The sequence below is a fragment of the Streptomyces himastatinicus ATCC 53653 genome (assembly GCF_000158915.1).
Taxonomy (GTDB): domain Bacteria; phylum Actinomycetota; class Actinomycetes; order Streptomycetales; family Streptomycetaceae; genus Streptomyces; species Streptomyces himastatinicus.
In genome coordinates this window covers 3837571-3854550 of record NZ_GG657754.1, presented here as the reverse complement: position 1 = coordinate 3854550, position 16980 = coordinate 3837571, and the positions used below count along the sequence as shown (strand labels likewise).

16 protein-coding genes and 2 tRNA genes are annotated in these 16980 nt (G+C 71.0%); 10 read left to right on the top strand and 8 right to left on the bottom strand.

From position 1 onward, the window contains the following. Positions 1 to 19: 19 nt before the first annotated feature. Positions 20 to 586 carry a PPA1309 family protein gene (locus SSOG_RS15630; protein WP_009715194.1) on the bottom strand — a complete coding sequence of 189 codons (567 nt, stop codon included), beginning with the start codon at positions 584 to 586 and terminating at the stop codon, positions 20 to 22. Positions 587 to 720: 134 nt separating this feature from the next. Between SSOG_RS15630 and SSOG_RS15625 the strand changes: the two genes are divergently transcribed. The 4 genes from SSOG_RS15625 to SSOG_RS15610 all read left to right on the top strand — a co-directional run bounded on the left by SSOG_RS15625 (position 721) and on the right by SSOG_RS15610 (position 5977). After that, positions 721 to 3669 (top strand): UPF0182 family membrane protein, encoded by a 2949-nt coding sequence (locus tag SSOG_RS15625; RefSeq protein ID WP_078510322.1) that lies wholly within the window; start codon positions 721 to 723, stop codon positions 3667 to 3669. 52 nt (positions 3670 to 3721) lie between these two features. Further along, a tRNA-Met gene (locus SSOG_RS15620) sits at positions 3722 to 3795 on the top strand. 171 nt (positions 3796 to 3966) lie between these two features. Beyond that, a complete protein-coding gene (locus tag SSOG_RS15615; RefSeq protein ID WP_009715193.1) occupies positions 3967 to 5796 on the top strand; it encodes a tetratricopeptide repeat protein in 1830 nt (609 codons plus the stop codon). Between the two features lie 107 nt (positions 5797 to 5903). Then, a tRNA-Met gene (locus SSOG_RS15610) sits at positions 5904 to 5977 on the top strand. A gap of 65 nt (positions 5978 to 6042) precedes the next feature. Here SSOG_RS15610 and SSOG_RS15605 read toward each other — a convergent pair. Then, positions 6043 to 6456: a Fur family transcriptional regulator gene (locus SSOG_RS15605; RefSeq protein WP_009715192.1), complete on the bottom strand. Its 414-nt coding sequence runs from the start codon at positions 6454 to 6456 to the stop codon at positions 6043 to 6045. A gap of 161 nt (positions 6457 to 6617) precedes the next feature. Between SSOG_RS15605 and SSOG_RS15600 the strand changes: the two genes are divergently transcribed. Next, positions 6618 to 8084 (top strand): catalase, encoded by a 1467-nt coding sequence (locus SSOG_RS15600; protein WP_009715191.1) that lies wholly within the window; start codon positions 6618 to 6620, stop codon positions 8082 to 8084. A 79-nt stretch (positions 8085 to 8163) separates the two neighbouring features. On the opposite strand, the gene SSOG_RS15595 is transcribed toward SSOG_RS15600, so the two are convergent. Beyond that, complete coding sequence (locus tag SSOG_RS15595) at positions 8164 to 8550, bottom strand: CBS domain-containing protein (protein ID WP_039941131.1); 387 nt, start codon at positions 8548 to 8550, stop codon at positions 8164 to 8166. 181 nt (positions 8551 to 8731) lie between these two features. Next, the gene (gene hisN / locus SSOG_RS15590; protein WP_039937683.1) at positions 8732 to 9526 is read right to left on the bottom strand and encodes a histidinol-phosphatase; all 795 of its coding nucleotides are present in this window, start codon (positions 9524 to 9526) and stop codon (positions 8732 to 8734) included. A gap of 102 nt (positions 9527 to 9628) precedes the next feature. On the opposite strand from hisN, the gene SSOG_RS15585 reads away from it, so the two are divergent. Then, on the top strand, positions 9629 to 10210 hold the full coding sequence (locus SSOG_RS15585) for a TetR/AcrR family transcriptional regulator (protein ID WP_039937682.1): 582 nt from the start codon (positions 9629 to 9631) through the stop codon (positions 10208 to 10210). Here SSOG_RS15585 and SSOG_RS15580 read toward each other — a convergent pair. From SSOG_RS15580 to SSOG_RS15565, 4 genes are all read right to left on the bottom strand, one after another. Continuing rightward, positions 10207 to 10530 carry a DMT family transporter gene (locus SSOG_RS15580; protein ID WP_009715187.1) on the bottom strand — a complete coding sequence of 108 codons (324 nt, stop codon included), beginning with the start codon at positions 10528 to 10530 and terminating at the stop codon, positions 10207 to 10209. The two genes, SSOG_RS15585 and SSOG_RS15580, sit on opposite strands and share 4 nt — an antisense overlap. Positions 10531 to 10641: 111 nt before the next feature. After that, positions 10642 to 11649, bottom strand: a complete 1008-nt coding sequence (gene rsgA, locus SSOG_RS15575; protein WP_009715186.1) for a ribosome small subunit-dependent GTPase A — start codon at positions 11647 to 11649, stop codon at positions 10642 to 10644. 12 nt (positions 11650 to 11661) lie between these two features. Beyond that, the gene (aroA, locus tag SSOG_RS15570) at positions 11662 to 13038 is read right to left on the bottom strand and encodes a 3-phosphoshikimate 1-carboxyvinyltransferase (protein WP_009715185.1); all 1377 of its coding nucleotides are present in this window, start codon (positions 13036 to 13038) and stop codon (positions 11662 to 11664) included. A gap of 128 nt (positions 13039 to 13166) precedes the next feature. Further along, positions 13167 to 13880, bottom strand: coding sequence for a M50 family metallopeptidase (locus SSOG_RS15565; protein ID WP_009715184.1), 714 nt, complete (start codon positions 13878 to 13880; stop codon positions 13167 to 13169). A gap of 48 nt (positions 13881 to 13928) precedes the next feature. Between SSOG_RS15565 and SSOG_RS15560 the strand changes: the two genes are divergently transcribed. From SSOG_RS15560 to rsrA, 4 genes are all read left to right on the top strand, one after another. Further along, positions 13929 to 14762 (top strand): SOS response-associated peptidase, encoded by an 834-nt coding sequence (locus SSOG_RS15560; protein WP_009715183.1) that lies wholly within the window; start codon positions 13929 to 13931, stop codon positions 14760 to 14762. After that, entirely contained in the window at positions 14762 to 15460 is a 699-nt protein-coding gene (locus SSOG_RS15555; protein ID WP_245606303.1) for an alpha/beta hydrolase family protein, read from the top strand. The genes SSOG_RS15560 and SSOG_RS15555 overlap by 1 nt, the downstream gene beginning before the upstream one ends. Before the next feature lie 272 nt (positions 15461 to 15732). Then, the gene (locus SSOG_RS15550; protein ID WP_039941128.1) at positions 15733 to 16425 is read left to right on the top strand and encodes a sigma-70 family RNA polymerase sigma factor; all 693 of its coding nucleotides are present in this window, start codon (positions 15733 to 15735) and stop codon (positions 16423 to 16425) included. Further along, entirely contained in the window at positions 16422 to 16766 is a 345-nt protein-coding gene (gene rsrA, locus SSOG_RS15545) for a mycothiol system anti-sigma-R factor (protein WP_009715180.1), read from the top strand. Before SSOG_RS15550 ends, rsrA begins: the two co-directional genes overlap by 4 nt. Positions 16767 to 16980: the final 214 nt, after the last annotated feature.

Here is a 16980-nt window from a genome sequence, read left to right as displayed (position 1 = left end):
CGTCCGGGGGGTCCCGGCGTCAGTCGGTGGCGAAGGTGGCGGCCAGCGCGTCGGCGAGCCCCGGCACCAGGCCGGACCCGGTCAGCACCTCGGTCGTGGCGTCCTTCTCGCGCAGCCGCAGCGCCGACTCGCGCTCCCCGTCCCGCAGCACGGCGACCGTCATGCGGACCTCCTGGCGTTCGGGGTGCTCCGCGACCCAGGACGCCAGCTGGGCGTCGTCCAGGTCCTTCGGTACGGAGGACTCGGCGGTCGGCGGCAGCATCAGCCGCTCCACGGTCATGGCGCAGCCGATCACGGCGTCGGGCCAGGCGATGGTGGCCAGGAATTCGTCGAGTGGGGCCTGCGCGGGCAGCTCGTCCTGTTCGATGGGGGTGAGGGACGCCGCGGGCTCGTCACCGTCCTCGTCGAGCCCGAGCTGGCCGGCCAGCTCGGGCTCCTGGGCGCGCAGCTGGGCGGTGTCGACGAGGGCGAAGAGCCGGGCGGGCTGATCCCAGCCGAGTCCGGAGGCGTACTCGTCGATTTCCAGGACGGCGCGGGTGAGCGGATTCGCGGCAAGGGGGCTGGTACCGGGGGTTGCGTTGGACATGCTTCATATCGTGCCCTGATCGGACCCGGAATCGGGAACTGAGTAAAGCCTGAGTAAGTTGCATCAGGTGGGCCCTTCTGTCCGGGCCCGTACAGACAACAGCGAACTTCGAGGTGCGCACCTTGGCTTTCCAGATGCCGGACCGCGGCGGAGGCCCGACGGGACCGCGGATCAGAGTCGGCCGACCGTCCCGGCGAGTCCGGACCCTGTTCATGACCTTGGGTGTGCTGGCCGTGCTGGCCATGCTCTTCGTCATGTTCGCGGGGTTTTGGACGGATTGGCTCTGGTATCGCTCGCTTCATTACTCGTCGGTCTTCAGCACCACCCTGCGGACCAAGATCGGGCTGTTCTTCGTCTTCGGGCTGCTGATGTCCGCGGCCGTCGGGGTCAACATCTGGCTGGCGCACCGGCTGCGGCCGCCGCTGAGCGCGATGTCGATGGAGCAGCAGAGCCTCGACCGGTACCGGATGGGCATCGCCCCGTTCAAGAAGTGGGTGCTGCTCGCGGTCACCGCGCTCGTCGGGCTGATCGCCGGGGCCTCCGCGGCCGGTCAGTGGCGGCTGTGGCTGCTGTGGGTCAACAGCGTGCCCTTCGGCCAGAAGGACGCGGAGTTCCACAAGGACGTGGCGTTCTTCGCCTTCGACCTGCCCTGGTACCGCTTCCTGCTGAGCTTCGGCTTCGCGGCCACGGTGCTCTCCCTGATCGCCGCGGCCCTGGTGCACTACCTCTACGGGGGCCTGCGCGTCACCAGCCCGGGCGCCCGGGCGACCGGCGCCGCCACCGGCCATCTGTCGGTGCTGGTGGGCGTCTTCGTGGCCCTCAAGGCCGTGGCGTACTGGCTGGACCGGTACGGACTGGCGGTGAAGTCGAGCGACTTCAAGGCGACGGGCAACTGGACCGGTCTGCGCTATGTGGACGCCAACGCCTATCTGCCCGCCAAGACGATCCTGTTCTGCATCGCGGTCATCTGCGCGCTGCTGTTCTTCGCGACGCTGTGGCGGCGCACCTGGCAGCTTCCGGTGATCGGCTTCGGGCTGATGGTCCTGTCGGCGATCCTGATCGGCGGGCTCTACCCGGCGATCGTGCAGAAGTTCCAGGTCGAGCCGAACGAGCAGGCCAAGGAGTCGCCGTACATCAAGAAGAACATCGAGGCCACGCGCAACGCGTACGGCATCGATGACTCCAAGGTGGCGGACTACACCGGCAAGACCGACGACAAGGCCGGCACCGAGCTGCGCCAGACCGCCGACTCGACGGCCAGCTACCGGCTGATCGACCCGAGCGTGGTCTCGCCGACCTTCCAGCAGCTCCAGCAGAAGCGGAAGTACTACCAGTTCCCGTCGACCCTGGACGTCGACCGCTACAAGGACGCCAAGGGCAAGGATCAGGACACCGTCGTCGGTGTGCGCGAGCTGAACCTCGCCGGGGTGCCGAAGCGGAACTGGATCAACGACCACTTCACCTACACCCATGGCTACGGCATGATCGCGGCCAAGGGCACCAGCCCGGACCCCGAGGCGGACCAGCAGGGCGCCCCGGACTTCACCGAGGCCGGGCTGCCCACCACCGGGAATCCCGGCGGCGGCGGGCTGAGCACCTACCGGCAGCAGGTCTACTACGGCGAGAAGACCAACCAGTACTCGATAGTGGGCGGCCCGCAGAAGGAGCTGGACTACGAGGACAACGGGGAGAAGACCACCAGCTACAAGGGCAAGAGCGGGGTCAGCCTCTCCAACCCGGTCAACCGCGCCGCCTACGCGGTGGCGTTCGGTGAGCCGCAGATGCTCTACTCCGGTGCCATCGGCGAGGGTTCGCGGATCCTGTACAACCGCACGCCCAAGGAGCGCGTCGAGAAGGTCGCCCCGTGGCTGACCATCGACGGGGACGCCTATCCGGCGGTGGTCAACGGCCGCATCAAGTGGGTCGTGGACGCGTACACCACCACCAACGGCTATCCGTACGCGTCGCGGACCACCCTCGGCGACAGCACGGCCGACTCGCTGAGCGGCCAGGACCGCTCGGTGGTCGCCCAGCAGAACAAGGTCAACTACATCCGGAACTCGGTGAAGGCGACCGTCGACGCGTACGACGGCTCCGTCGACCTCTACGAGTGGGACACCAAGGACCCGGTGCTCAAGACCTGGAAGAAGGCGTTCCCGGGCACGGTCAAGCCGAAGAGCGCCATCAGCGACCAGCTGAAGGAGCATCTGCGGTATCCGCAGGACCTGTTCAAGGTCCAGCGCGAGCTGCTGACCCGCTACCACGTCACCGACCCGCAGCAGTTCTACAGCGGCAGTGACGCCTGGCAGGTGCCGGACGACCCCACCCGTAAGGACGGCAGCGCGGTTCCGCCGTACTACTTGAGCATGAAGATGCCGGATCAGCAGAAGCAGGCCTTCTCGCTGACGACGACCTTCACCCCCACCGGGCGGCCCACGCTCGGGGCGTTCATGTCCGTCGATGCCGATGCCAAGAGCAAGGACTACGGCACGATAAGAATGCTGAAGGTCACCAATGACGTGCCCGGTCCACAGCAGGTGCAGAGCAAGCTCAACGGCACCCCCGAAGTGGCCGAGTTCGTGCGGAACCTCCGGGGCACCGACTCGGACATCGAGTACGGCAACCTGCTGACGGTGCCGTTCAACGGCGGCTTCCTCTACATCGAGCCGGTGTACGCGCGGGGCGGCAACTCCAACTACCCGCTGCTGAAGAAGGTGGGCGTCTCCTACAACGGCAACGAACCCGCCTTCAAGAACACCCTGCCCGAGGCGCTGGACGCGGTCTTCGGCGAGGATCCGTCGGACGGGCAGCAGCCGCCGGACGACAGCACCGGGAAGCCGAGCGCCGACCCCACGGTGCAGGAGGCGCTGAAGGACGCCGGGGAGGCCTGGGAGGACAGCCAGAAGGCGCTGGAGCAGAAGCCGCAGGACTGGGAGGCGTACGGCAGGGCCCAGAAGGACCTGAAGGAAGCGCTGGACAAGGCGGCCGAGGCGGAGCAGAAGGCCGCCGAGAAGAAGAGCGGCTCCGGGGCCGAGACCCAGAACGAACCGCAGGGTCAGGGGGCGTCCAACAAGGGCGGCTGACGCCCGCGACCAGGGGAAACCCCGCGCCGTGGTAGAGTAGTGAACACAACGGCGCGGGGTGGAGCAGCTCGGTAGCTCGCTGGGCTCATAACCCAGAGGTCGCAGGTTCAAATCCTGTCCCCGCTACTGAACAGACGAGGCCCGGATCCGCAAGGATCCGGGCCTCGTTGTGTGTCTACTCAACGATTCGGGATACAAGCGTTTGGGTTGTCTCTCTGTGGGCAAGTCGACAAAACGCTGAAGTGACCTCGCTGGCTGCGGTATACCAGGTGTACGGCGGATGCGGGTGATGCCACGATGGAATTTATGGGGGACAGGGTCAGTCTGTTGGAGACAGGGCGTTTTGCGCACACGCATGACGATGCCGAAGAAGAGACACGGCATCGCCGTGCGGCCGACTCCGGGGATACGGCGTCGATGAGCGCCCTCGGCGCGCTGCTGCTGCGCCGCGGCGACCTCGACGGCGCCGAGCCGTATCTGCGGGAGGCCACGGGGGCGGGCGACCGCGCCGCCGCCAACAACCTCGGCGTCCTTCTCCACCAGCGCGGGTACGCCGACGAGGCGGCCGGCTGGTGGCGCATCGCCGCCGTCGCGGGTTCCGCCGCGGCCGCGCACGCCCTCGGTCGCCACCACCGTGAGCGCGGCGACGAGCCGGCCGCCGAGTACTGGCTGCGCCAGTCCGCCGAATCCGGCCACACCCTGGGCGCGTACGCCCTCGCCGACCTGCTCGAGCACCGCAGCGACATCGGCGCCGAGCGGTGGTTCCGCACGGCCGCCGAGCGCGGCCACCGCGAGGCCGCGTACCGCCTCGCCCGCCTCCTCGACCACGGCGACGACGAGACGGCCGGGGAGCGCGGCCGGAGCGGTGAGAGCGCGGAGCCGGAGGAGGCCGAGCAGTGGTACCGGCAGGCCGCCGCGCGCGGCCACCGGCGCGCCGCGCTCTGCCTCGGCACGCTGCTGGAGAAGCGCGGCCAGACCCAGGAGGCGGGCCGCTGGTACCTGACGTCCGCCAAGGACGGCGAGCCGCGCGCCGCCTGCGCGCTCGGTTTCCTGCTGCGCGACGCGGGCGACACCGACAGCGCCGCGGAGTGGTGGCGCCGTGCCGCCCAGGACGGCGACGGCAACGCGGCCAACGCGCTGGGCGCGCTGCACGCCGACCGCGGCGAGACCCAGACCGCCGAGCGCTGGTACCGGGCCGCCCTGGACGCCGGGGACATCAACGGCGCGTACAACCTCGGCCTGCTCTGCGCCGAGCAGGGCCGTACCGCCCAGGCCGAGCAGTGGTACCGCCGCGCCGCCTACGCCGGGCACCGCGAGGCCGCCAACGCGGTCGCCGTGCTGCTGCTCCAGCGCGGTGACGCGGCGGGCGCCGAGCCGTGGTTCTCCAAGGCGGCCGAGGCGGGCAGCGTGGACGCCGCGTTCAACCTGGGCATCCTGTATGCGGGCCGGGACGAGGAGCGGGCCGCCCGGCAGTGGTACGAGCGGGCCGCGGCCGCCGGGCACACCGAGGCCGCCCTCCAGGTGGGCATCGCCCTGCTGCGGGAGGGCGACCACCAGGCGGCCGAGCGCCATCTGCGGTGCGCCGCGGGCGGCGGCAGCGCCGAGGCCGCCTTCCGGCTGGCGGCGCTGCTGGACCGCTCGGCGGTCGGCGGCGACCCCGTGGCGACCGGCACCGGCTTCGCCGCGGGTTCCGGGACGCGGTTCCCGGTCCCGCCCGAGGACGGGCACGTGCCGGAGTACGAGGAGTGGTACGAGCGGGCCGCCCGCCAGGGCCACCGGCGCGCCCAGGTGCGCGTCGGCATGCTCGCGGCCGCCCGGGGCGAGGTGGTCGAGGCCGCCCGCTGGTACCGGATGGCCGCCGAGGCGGGCAGCAGCAATGGGGCGTTCAACCTGGGGCTGCTGCTGGCCCGCGAGGGCAGCGAGCCGGAGGCCGCCCTGTGGTGGACGCGCGCGGCCGAGGCCGGGCACGGCCGCGCCGCACTGCGCCTGGCGCTGCTCGCGGCCCGCCGCGGGGCGCTGACCGAGGGGCAGCGCTGGTGCGCCCGGGCGGTCGAGCTGGGCCCGGCCGAGGTCGCCGAGCGGGCCGCCCGGCTGCGGGACGCGCTCCAGCAGGAGCTGACCGCGTAACGCCGCGACGGCCCCCGCGCGGGGCCTGTGTGGGTCCCGCGCGGGTGACGTCCGGGTAACCGGTTTGCTTCCGGCGTTGGCCTCGGGTTAATGTTTCACCACACCGACGCGGGGTGGAGCAGCTCGGTAGCTCGCTGGGCTCATAACCCAGAGGTCGCAGGTTCAAATCCTGTCCCCGCTACGAGAACGAAGGGCCCGGATCCTCCAGGATCCGGGCCCTTCGTCTTGTGCGCTTGCCTTGGGCGGTCAGGCCGCGCAGTCGGGGCAGACGCCGCGGTAGGTCACCTCGGCAGCGGAGACCGCGAAGCCGAAGCGCTCCTGCGCGGGCAGGTCGGCCAGCGGGTCGCCGACGGGGTGGACGTCGCGGATCGTGCCGCAGCGCGCGCACACCAGGTGCTGGTGCGCGTGGTGCGCGTTCGGGTCGTAGCGCTTCGCCCGGCCGTCCGTGCTGACCTCGATCACCTCGCCGAGCGAGACCAGCTCGCCCAGGGTGTTGTACACCGTCGCCCGGGAGATCTCGGGCAGACGGTCGGCCGCCAGCGCATGTACCTCGTCGGCGGTGTAGTGCACGTGGTCCCCGTCGAGGACCTCGGCGACGACACGCCGCTGCGCGGTCAGCCGCCAGCCGCGCCCCCGGAGTCGTTTCAGCAGGTCACTCATGCCATTCACCTATCAGTCAGATAAGGACAGGGTAGCAGTGGTCGCGTCCATGCCCGGATCGGGTATCGGTCTCAAGGCCTTCTTGACTTAGACAATGTCCAAGGTAGGATCGAGTGCGACCCCGGATCGAGGGTCAGGACGCGAGTACGCGGGAGGCGCACGTGACGGTCCAGGAGAACATCACGGGTCCGCTGACCACGGAGTCCGGGGCTCCGGTGGCGGACAACCAGAACAGCGAGACGGCGGGCGCCGGCGGTCCGGTCCTGATCCAGGACCAGCACCTGATCGAGAAGCTCGCCCACTTCAACCGCGAGCGGATCCCGGAGCGCATCGTGCACGCGCGCGGCGCCGGGGCGTACGGCACCTTCACGCTGACCCGGGACGTCTCCCGGTGGACGCGCGCGGCGTTCCTCTCCGAGGTCGGCAAGCAGACCGAGACGTTCCTGCGCTTCTCGACGGTCGCGGGCAACCTCGGCTCGGCGGACGCGGTGCGCGACCCGCGCGGCTTCGCGCTGAAGTTCTACACCGAGGACGGCAACTACGACCTGGTGGGGAACAACACCCCGGTGTTCTTCATCAAGGACGCCATCAAGTTCCCCGACTTCATCCACACCCAGAAGCGCGACCCGTACACGGGCTCGCAGGAGGCGGACAACGTCTGGGACTTCTGGGGTCTGTCGCCCGAGTCCACCCACCAGGTGACCTGGCTGTTCGGCGACCGCGGCATCCCCGCCTCGTACCGCCACATGAACGGGTACGGGTCGCACACCTACCAGTGGAACAACGCCGCGGGCGAGGTCTTCTGGGTCAAGTACCACTTCAAGACCGACCAGGGCATCAAGAACCTGACCTCGGAAGAGGCCGCGGTGCTCGCGGGTCAGGACGCGGACAGCCACCAGCGCGACCTGCGCGAGTCCATCGAGCGCGGTGACTTCCCGACCTGGACCGTCCAGGTGCAGATCATGCCCGCGGAGGACGCGGCGACCTACCGCTTCAACCCGTTCGACCTGACCAAGGTCTGGCCGCACGAGGACTACCCGCCGATCGAGATCGGCACGCTGGAGCTGAACCGCAACCCGCGGAACATCTTCGCCGAGGTCGAGCAGTCGATCTTCTCGCCGGCCCATCTGGTGCCCGGTATCGGCCCGTCCCCGGACAAGATGCTCCAGGGCCGTCTCTTCGCGTACGGCGACGCCCACCGCTACCGCGTCGGCATCAACGCCGACCATCTGCCGGTGAACCGTCCGCATGCCGCCGAGGCGCGCACCCACGGCCGCGACGGCGTGCTGTACGACGGCCGCCACGCGGGCGCCAAGAACTACGAGCCGAACAGCTTCGGCGGCCCGGCGCAGACCGACCGGCCGCTGTGGCAGCCGTCCGCGGTCAGCGGAGTGACCGGTGACCACGAGGCGCCCTCGCACGCTGAGGACGACGACTTCGGCCAGGCGGGCACCCTCTACCGGCTGATGTCGGACGAGGAGAAGGAGCGCCTGATCGCCAACCTCGCGGGCTTCATCGCGCAGGTCTCGCGCGACGACATCGCGCAGCGGGCGATCGAGAACTTCCGCAAGGCGGACGCGGACTACGGCAAGCGGCTGGAAGCCGCGGTCCAGGCCCTGCGCGGCTAGGACGCTTGTCGTACGAACCGGAGAGGCCGGACGCCATGGGGCTCCGGCCTCTCCGTGTCGGTCCGTCCGGAGGGCCGGATCAGGCCAGCGCGGGCTGTGGGGACCAGCAGCGGATGATGTCGCGCACCGACACCACCCCGACCGGTTCGCCCGCCTCCAGCACGATGAGGTGGCGGAAGCCGCCCTGGCTCATCGTGCGGGCCGCCTCCTCCAGGGTCCACCCGGGGGCGGCGAAGACGGCGTCGGCGGTGGTGTGGGCGTGCGCGGTCTCGTGGTCCGGATCCTGGTCCGCGCCGAGGGAGTTGAGGATGTCCCGCTCGGTGAGGATGCCGAGGCCGCTGGTGTCGGGGTCGAGCACGATGGCCGACCCGACCCGGCGGGCGGACATCAGCCGGGCGGCCTGACGGAGCGTATGCGCGGGTCCGATGGTGAGGACCACCGAGCTCATGGCGTCACGGACGTACACGGGCATGGATGGAGCCACCTCCTTGGTGGAATCCGTTGTGCGCGGGCGAGCGCGTTCGAGAACGGATTCACAAGTTCACAAGGTTCTGGATTCTCATGTTCACATGCTCCGGTGGGCACAACAAGGGCGCGCGGAGGCCGATCTACCGCTCAGCGCGCCCATACGCTCCGGTTGACAGTCCCTACGGCCGCAGGTAATCCAGCATCGCGCCGTGCAGCAGCCCGTTGGACGCCGCAGCGTCGCCGCTGTTCGGGCCCGGTACGCCGTCGAGCCCGGTGAAGCGGCCGCCCGCCTCCTGGACGATCACGGCGTTCGCGGCCATGTCCCACAGCGACAGTTCCGGCTCGGCGCAGATGTCCACCGAGCCCTCGGCGACCATCATGTACGGCCAGAAGTCGCCGTAGCCGCGGGTGCGCCAGCAGGCGCGCGTCAGATCGAGGAAGCCGGGCAGCTTGCCGCGCTCCTCCCAGCCGCTGAGCGAGGAGTACGCGAACGACGCGTCCCCCAGCTCGGCCACCTTCGAGACGTGCAGCCGGGTCGCCGACGACAGGCTCCGGCCGCTGTACGCCCCGAGCCCCTCGGCGGCCCACCAGCGGCGGCCCAGCGCCGGGGCGGAGACCACGCCGACCACCGGCCGGTCGCCGCCCGCGCCGCGCTCCATGAGCGCGATCAGGGTGGCCCACACCGGGACCCCGCGCACATAGTTCTTGGTGCCGTCGATCGGGTCGATCACCCAGCGGCGCGGCCCTGTGCCCTCGCTGCCGAATTCCTCGCCGAGCACCGCGTCCCGCGGGCGGGCGCGCTGGAGCTGGGAGCGGATCAGCTCCTCGGCCGCCTTGTCGGCCTCGCTCACCGGCGTCATGTCGGGTTTCGTCTCGACCTTGAGGTCGAGTGCCTTGAATCGCTCCATGGTCTGGGCGTCGGCGGCGTCGGCCAGTACATGGGCGAAACGCAGGTCATCGTGGTAAGCGGCCATGGCCGAACAGTATCGAGCCACATCGGGGCGATCCACAGGAGGCTATTGACAGCATCTGGCGGGCCGTCAATTCTGTGCACGCGGAAAGCCGGGGAGGCGACGATGCCCGCAGCGCGTGAATCCTTGCTCGACGCGGCCTTCGCCGCCCTCGCGCGCCGCCCGTGGGCCAGGATCCGGATGACGGACGTCGCCGCGGCGGCCGGGGTGTCGCGGCAGACCCTCTACAACGAGTTCGGCGGCAAGGACGGCCTCGCGCGGGCCCTGGTGCGGCGCGAGGCCGAGGCGTACCTCAACGGGGTCGAGCGGGCCCTGACCGGGGTGCCGGGCGCCGCCGGGCCCGGGGAGCGGCTGGCGGCGGCGGCCGTGTGGACGGTCCGGGCCGGGACCGAGAACCCGCTGGTGCGGGCGGTGCTCACCGGATGCTGGAACGAACGGCTGCCGGGCTCGCAGCGCTCGCCCCGGTCCGCCGCCGTGGAGCCCCTGCCCACGCCCGTCGATCTGCTGGACCAGGCACGGGACCGCGCGGTGCGGCTGCTGGAGGCGGAGTGGCCGCCGGGCGGGCCGGTGGAGCTGGCCCGGGCCTGCGAGACGGCCGCGCGGCTGGCGCTGTCGTACGTCCTGGTGCCCGCGCCCGCGGTGGAGGTGGCGAGCGCGGTACGCGGCGCGCTCGCCCGTAGCGGCTAGTGCCCCGAGCCGGAGAGCTGGAGGCCCACCACGCCGATGATCACCAGCGTGATGGAGACGACCTTCAGTACGGAGACCAGGTCGTTGAGGAAGACCATGCCGTAGATCGCCGTCCCGGCCGCTCCGATGCCCGTCCAGACCGCGTACGCGGGCCCCACGTCGAGCTTCTTCAGGGACAGCGTCAGCAGCCCGAAGCTGCCGAGGGCGAACGCGCAGAACGCGACCGTCGGCCAGAGCCTGGTGAAGCCGTGCGAGAGCTTGAGGCACACGGCGAAGCCCGTTTCCAGGAGCCCGGCGACCACGACCAGCAGCCACGCCATACAGATTCCTCCCGTACGTACCGCTGACGGCTGCCTTCGCCTGGGTTATCTGCGCCCGGTTGCTTCGGTGCGATTATCCCTTTACCTCACCGGGGAGGCGGCAAACCAGGGTCAGTCGCCCTCCCGCCGTTCGCGGGTGGCGAGCAGCCTCCGCAGGGAGTACAGCCGGGCCGGGTCGGCGTGGCCGTCGGCCACCCACCGGTCCAGGGCGCAGTCCGGCTCGTCGTGGCTACAGGCGCGCGGGCAGTCGTCGGTGCCCGGCTCCAGATCGGGGAAGGCGTGGATGACCCTCGTCGGGTCCACATGGTGCAGTCCGAAGGACCGTACGCCCGGCGTGTCGATCACCCATCCCTTGTCGTCCGGAAGGGGCAGCGCGAGCGCCGAGGTGGTGGTGTGGCGGCCGCGGCCGGTGACCGCGTTCACCCGTCCGGTGGCCCGTTTGCGCTCCGGCACCAGGGCGTTGACCAGAGTGGTCTTGCCGACGCCGGAGTGGCCGACGAAGACCGTGATCCGGTCGGTGAGACGTTCCCGCACCCGGTCCGCGGCCTCTCCGTCGGCCAGCTCCTCGCGGTTGGTGACGACAAAGGGCACGCCGAGCGTCCGGTAGGTCTCCAGGAGGCCGTCGGCGGGCGCCAGATCGGACTTGGTGAGCACGAGCAGCGGTTCGAGCCCCGCGTCGAACGCGGCGACCAGACAGCGGTCGATCAGCCGCGGCCGCGGCTCGGGGTCGGCGAGGGCGGTGACGATGGCCAGCTGCTCGGCGTTGGCGACGACCACCCGCTCGAACGGGTCGTCGTCATCGGCGGTCCGGCGCAGTACGGAGGACCGCGCCTCGACGCGCACCACGCGCGCCAGGGTGTCCTTGGCGCCGGACAGGTCGCCGACGACCGCGACCCGGTCGCCGACCACGACGCCCTTGCGGCCGAGTTCACGGGCCTTCATGGCGATGATGGTGCGGCCCTCGATGAGGACATGGAGCCGACCGCGGTCGACGGTCAGGACCATGCCCTCGGAGGCGTCCTCGTGTTTGGGGCGGAGATGGGTGCGCGGACGGTTGCCCTTGCGGTTGGGGCGGACCCGTACGTCGTCCTCGTCGGTGTGCTTGCCGTAGCGGCGCATGGCGGAACGCCCTCAGACTCCCCGCGCCGCGGCTGTCGCCGCGTCGAGCATTCCGGTCCACAGGCCGGGGAAGTCGGGCAGGGTCTTGGCCGTGGTCGCCACGTTCTCGATCTGGACGCCCTCGACGGTCAGGCCCAGCACGGCGGCGGCGGTGGCCAGCCGGTGGTCCTCGTAGGTGTGGAAGATCCCGCCGTGCAGCGGGCGCGGACGGATGTGCAGCCCGTCCTCGGTCTCCGCGACCTCGCCGCCGAGTTCGTTGATCTCCTTGGCGAGGGCGGCCAGCCGGTCGGTCTCGTGGAGCCGCAGATGGGCGATGCCGCGCAGGACGGACTCGGAGTCGGCCAGCGCCGCGACCGCCGCGATCACCGGGGTCAGCTCGCCGACCTCGTGGAGATCGGCGTCGATGCCGGTGATCCGGCCGGTGCCGGTGAAGGTCAGCCCGGCGTCGGTCAGCTCGCAGGAACCGCCCATGTCGGTGAAGATCCGGCGCAGCGCGTCACCGGGCTGGGTGGTGTGCTCGGGCCAGTCCGGGATGGTCACCCGGCCGCCGGTGACCAGGGCGGCGGCCAGGAACGGCGCCGCGTTGGACAGATCCGGCTCGACGACCAGGTCCCGGCCGAGCAGCGCGCTCGGCGCGACCCGCCACACGCCCTGCTCGCCGCCCGCCTCCGGGGTGTCGACCCGCGCGCCCGCAGCCCGCAGCATGTCGACGGTCATCCGGATGTGCGGCAGGGAGGGCAGCGCGGCGCCGATGTGGCGCACCTCGACCCCCTGGTTGAAGCGCGGCGCGGACAGCAGCAGCGAGCTGACGAACTGGGAGGACGCCGAGGCGTCGATGCGGACCGGGCCGCCGTCCAGCGCCCCGCCGCCGTGCACGGTCAGCGGCAGCGCGCCGCGGCCGTCGTCGTCGATACGGGCGCCGAGCGCGCGCAGCGCGTCGATCACGCCGTGCAGCGGGCGCTCGTGCGAGCGCGGGTCGCCGTCGAAGCGGACCGGGCCGTCGGCGAGGGAGGCGACCGGCGGCAGGAAGCGCATCACGGTGCCCGCGTTGCCGACGTCGATGGTGGCCGGGCCGTGCAGTCCGGCGGGGATGATCCGCCAGGCCTCGCCGCCGCCGGAGGAGCCGCCCGCGCCGAAGGCGCTGTCGGAGACCGTCTCCTCGATGCCGACGCCCATCGCGCGCAGCGCGTCGGCCATCAGCAGGGTGTCGCGGGAGCGCAGCGGCCGGCGCAGCCAGCCGGGCTCGGCGGCGAGCGCGGCCAGGATCAGACCGCGGTTGGTGACGGACTTCGATCCGGGCACGGTGACGGTCGCGTCGACCGCCCCGTCAGCGGTCGGGGCGGGCCAGAGGGCGGTGTGATCGCCCGGGGAAGTCTCAATGCCGGTCATGGGTCTCACTTTAGTGGCTCACCGAGAGTGCGAATCTTGATCAAAAGTGGCGAAACCCAGTCGAAACACAGCGCTGGTACAGGCGGTGGAGGGGTGCGCCGGGAGCTTGTGCGGGTCACTTGCGAGGGTCACAGCCGCAGCAGCCAGCGGCCGCCGCCGATCAGCGAGCACAGCGAGACGACGTGGAAGAGCAGCAGCCACACCACGGCCGGAACGTTGGTGAGCCGGGCCAGCTGATCGGGGTCGGAGTCGTACGCACCGCCGGACCGCCGCTTGCGCTGGAGTTCGAAGGGCGGCCGCACGCCGCCGAGCAGCAGGAACCACACCACGCCGTACGCGAACGCGGCCTGCACGTCCGGTTCGGTCAGCCAGGAGACGAGGAAGAAGGCGGCCCCGGCGGTGACGACCGTGAGCACGCCGTACGCGTTGCGGATCATGACCAGCATCACGGCGAGCAGCCCCGTCGTGCCCCACAGCAGCGCGGTGATGTGGTTCGCGGCCAGCAGCCAGGCGCCGAGCAGCCCGATCAGGGAGGGCGCGGTGTACCCGGCGGCCGCCGTGAGGACCATGCCGATACCGGTGGGCTTGCCGCGCGAGACGGTCAGCCCCGAGGTGTCCGAATGCAGCCGGATGCCGTCCAGCCGCCGCCCGCTGAGCAGCGCGACCAGTCCGTGGCCGCCCTCGTGGGCGATCGTGATCGCGTTGCGGGATATGCGCCAGGAGGTACGGAAGACGACGACGGCGAGGGCTATCAACCCGGTGGAAGCCACCAGCCACAGCGTGGGGTCGGGCTGGGCGCCCACGACCCGGTCCCACAGGTCGGCGGCGTTCGTTACGTCCATGTGCGGGCGGCTCCTCGCGTCGGGTTGCGTCGTGGCAGTGTGGCACCTATGTGCGGTCGATACGCAGCGAGCCGGAGACCCGAGGATCTCGTCGGGGTCTTCGAGGTGGAGAAGTGGGAGCCGGAGGAGACGCTGGCGCCCGACTGGAACGTCGCGCCCACCAAGGACGTGTACGCGGTGCTGGAACGCCCGCTCAAGGGCCCCGAGGCGGAAGCCGCCGGACCGCAGCCGGTCCGCCAGCTGCGGGCGCTGAAGTGGGGCCTCGTCCCGTCCTGGTCGAAGTCCCCCGAGGGCGGGGCGAAGATGATCAACGCCCGGGCCGAGACCGTGCACGAGAAGCCCTCGTACCGGCGTCCCTTCGCCGCGCGCCGCTGCATCCTCCCCGCCGACGGCTACTACGAGTGGGTCACCGGGTCGGGGGAGCGGCAGCTGGAGGAGAAGGGGAAGCGCAAACGGCCGCGCAAACAGCCGTACTTCGTGACTCCGGTGGACGGTTCGGTCATGGCGATGGCCGGGCTGTACGAGTTCTGGCGGGACCGCACGCTGCCGGACGAGCATCCGCGCGCCTGGTGGGTGACCTGCACCGTGATCACCACCGAGGCGGAGCAGGAGCCGTTCGCGGGCGGCGCCGCCGGGGGCGAGGGCCCGCGCTCGCTGGCCGAGATCCATCCGCGGATGCCGCTCGTCCTCACCGAGGACCGGTGGGACTCCTGGCTGGATCCGGCCCGTACCGACCCCGACGATCTGCGCACGCTGCTGGAACCGCCGCCCGCGGGGCTGCTGCGCGCGTACCCCGTCGGGACCGGGGTGAGTGACGTCCGTAACAACGGCCCGGAGCTGCTGACGGAGCTGGAGGGCCCGGAAGAGGGCACGCTGTTCTGATGACGCGCACTACTGGGACCACAGGGACCACAGGGACCACTGGGACGACCGGGACGACGCCCGCCGCCGAGACCGTGCCGACCCCGGTCGGCGACGCCCGTATCACCTGGCACCACGCCTCCGGCGCGCACACCGTGCTGGCCGTCTCCCACGGCGCGGGCGGCGGCATCGAGGCACGCGACCTGCGGGCGCTGGCCGCCGCGCTGCCGCCGCGAGGAGTGACCGTCGCGCTGGTCGAACAGCCGTGGCGGGTGGCGGGCAAGAAGGTCGCGCCCGCCCCCAAGACCCTCGACACCGGCTGGCGCGCGCTGTGGCCCGCGCTGGAGCGGCCCGGCCTGCCGGTCGTCGCGGGCGGCCGCAGCGCGGGCGCGCGAGTGGCCTGCCGTACGGCGTCCGAGCTGGGCGCCCGCGCCGTGCTGGCGCTGTCCTTCCCGCTGCACCCGCCGGGCAAGCCGGAGAAGTCCCGCGCCGAGGAGCTGCTGTCCACGGGCCTGCCGACGCTGGTCCTCCAGGGTGGCCGCGACGCCTTCGGCCGCCCCGCGGAGTTCCCGGCGCTGCCGGAGTCCACGGAACTGGTGGAGGTGCCCCACGGTGACCACGGCTTCGCCGTGCCGAAGTCGGCGGACATCACGGAGTCGGAGGCCATGGCCGTGATCACCGAAGCCGTGGGGGAGTGGCTGGCGCGGCTCGTGGGGTGATCGCTGTGGGAGAGGTCACGGGAATGCCACCCCGGGGGTCGGTGTTATACGCGTCGTAGGTATCGACCGCGTAAGAGGCACCAGCACGAGGAGAGGGAGTTCCCCGCATGGGTTCGCTTGCTTGCCCGGCCCGCCCGCACGGCGCTGACCTGGACTGGCGTCAGCTGGAGGCGGAGCAGACCGCGAAGATCGAGGCGGCGGGCGGACCGGATCGTCGTCTATTCTCCGATTCGAGCGGGTCCGCATCGGGTACCGCCGCGAATACGGAGGAGGTGGGTCAGGTCACTGGGACCGACGCAGAGACCGACGGCGTCATCGAGGGAGCGCAGGACGAGCAGCGGCAGGAGACGTCCGCGGAGCGCAACGCGCGCTTCGAGCGGGACGCCCTGACGTTCCTCGACCAGATGTACTCTGCCGCGCTGCGCATGACCCGTAATCCGGCCGACGCAGAGGACCTCGTGCAGGAGACGTACGCGAAGGCGTACGGGTCCTTCCACCAATTCCGCGAGGGCACCAACCTCAAGGCGTGGCTGTACCGCATTCTCACCAACACCTTCATCAACTCGTACCGCAAGAAGCAGCGCGAACCCCAGCGCAGTGCGGCCGAGGAGATCGAGGACTGGCAGCTCGCGCGCGCCGAGTCACATATGTCGACCGGTCTGCGGTCCGCCGAGTCCCAGGCCCTGGATCACCTTCCTGATTCGGATGTCAAGGAGGCTCTTCAGGCCATTCCCGAGGAGTTCCGGATCGCGGTCTACCTCGCGGATGTCGAGGGGTTTGCGTACAAGGAGATCGCCGACATCATGGGGACACCCATCGGTACGGTGATGTCCCGTCTGCACCGTGGGCGCCGTCAGCTGCGCGAAATGCTGGAGGACTACGCCCGTGGGCGCGGGCTCGTCCCGGCGGGCGCGTCCGGTGCGGCGGCGGACGGGGCGCACGATCGGAAAGGCGCGGACTCATGAGCTGCGGAGAGTCGCACGAGACGGACTGCTCCGAGGTCCTCGACCATCTCTACGAGTTCCTCGATCGCGAGATGCCCGACGGGGACTGTGCCAAGTTCGAGGTGCACTTTGACGAGTGCTCCCCCTGCCTGGAGAAGTACGGTCTGGAGCAGGCCGTGAAGAAGCTGGTCAAGCGGTGCTGCGGGCATGACGACGTGCCCACCGACCTCCGCTCGAAGGTCATGGGCCGCATCGAGCTGATCCGCTCCGGGCAGGCGGTCCCCGAGCGCGAGCTCACCGCGGAGCCGGGCACCGGCGCGGACACCGCCGAGGCGTCCAGGCCCGCCACCGCCCAGGAGTGACCACACCGGAGTGACCGCCGGGCCGTGACCCTGGCCCGCGGGTCGCGGGCGGCGTTTACCGAACGGTCCGATCATCACCCGAAGGGGTGCAATCGGGCGGTCCATCCGGTCCCGTCCGCCGCTTGCGGCCCTATTCTCCCCAATCTGACCCGCCCCGGACGGGGCGGCGAACGGATGCGGATGGGGAGGAGGGCGGTCGTTGCGGGCACTTCCT

Coding starts and splice junctions, on each gene's coding strand:
- SSOG_RS15630 (WP_009715194.1), bottom strand. CDS start 586: ATGTCCAACGCAACCCCCGGTACCAGCCCCCTTGCCGCGAATCCGCTC.
- SSOG_RS15625 (WP_078510322.1), top strand. CDS start 721: ATGCCGGACCGCGGCGGAGGCCCGACGGGACCGCGGATCAGAGTCGGC.
- SSOG_RS15615 (WP_009715193.1), top strand. CDS start 3,967: ATGGAATTTATGGGGGACAGGGTCAGTCTGTTGGAGACAGGGCGTTTT.
- SSOG_RS15605 (WP_009715192.1), bottom strand. CDS start 6,456: ATGAGTGACCTGCTGAAACGACTCCGGGGGCGCGGCTGGCGGCTGACC.
- hisN (WP_039937683.1), bottom strand. CDS start 9,526: ATGGCCGCTTACCACGATGACCTGCGTTTCGCCCATGTACTGGCCGAC.
- SSOG_RS15585 (WP_039937682.1), top strand. CDS start 9,629: ATGCCCGCAGCGCGTGAATCCTTGCTCGACGCGGCCTTCGCCGCCCTC.
- SSOG_RS15580 (WP_009715187.1), bottom strand. CDS start 10,530: ATGGCGTGGCTGCTGGTCGTGGTCGCCGGGCTCCTGGAAACGGGCTTC.
- rsgA (WP_009715186.1), bottom strand. CDS start 11,649: ATGCGCCGCTACGGCAAGCACACCGACGAGGACGACGTACGGGTCCGC.
- aroA (WP_009715185.1), bottom strand. CDS start 13,038: ATGACCGGCATTGAGACTTCCCCGGGCGATCACACCGCCCTCTGGCCC.
- SSOG_RS15565 (WP_009715184.1), bottom strand. CDS start 13,880: ATGGACGTAACGAACGCCGCCGACCTGTGGGACCGGGTCGTGGGCGCC.
- SSOG_RS15560 (WP_009715183.1), top strand. CDS start 13,929: ATGTGCGGTCGATACGCAGCGAGCCGGAGACCCGAGGATCTCGTCGGG.
- SSOG_RS15555 (WP_245606303.1), top strand. CDS start 14,762: ATGACGCGCACTACTGGGACCACAGGGACCACAGGGACCACTGGGACG.
- rsrA (WP_009715180.1), top strand. CDS start 16,422: ATGAGCTGCGGAGAGTCGCACGAGACGGACTGCTCCGAGGTCCTCGAC.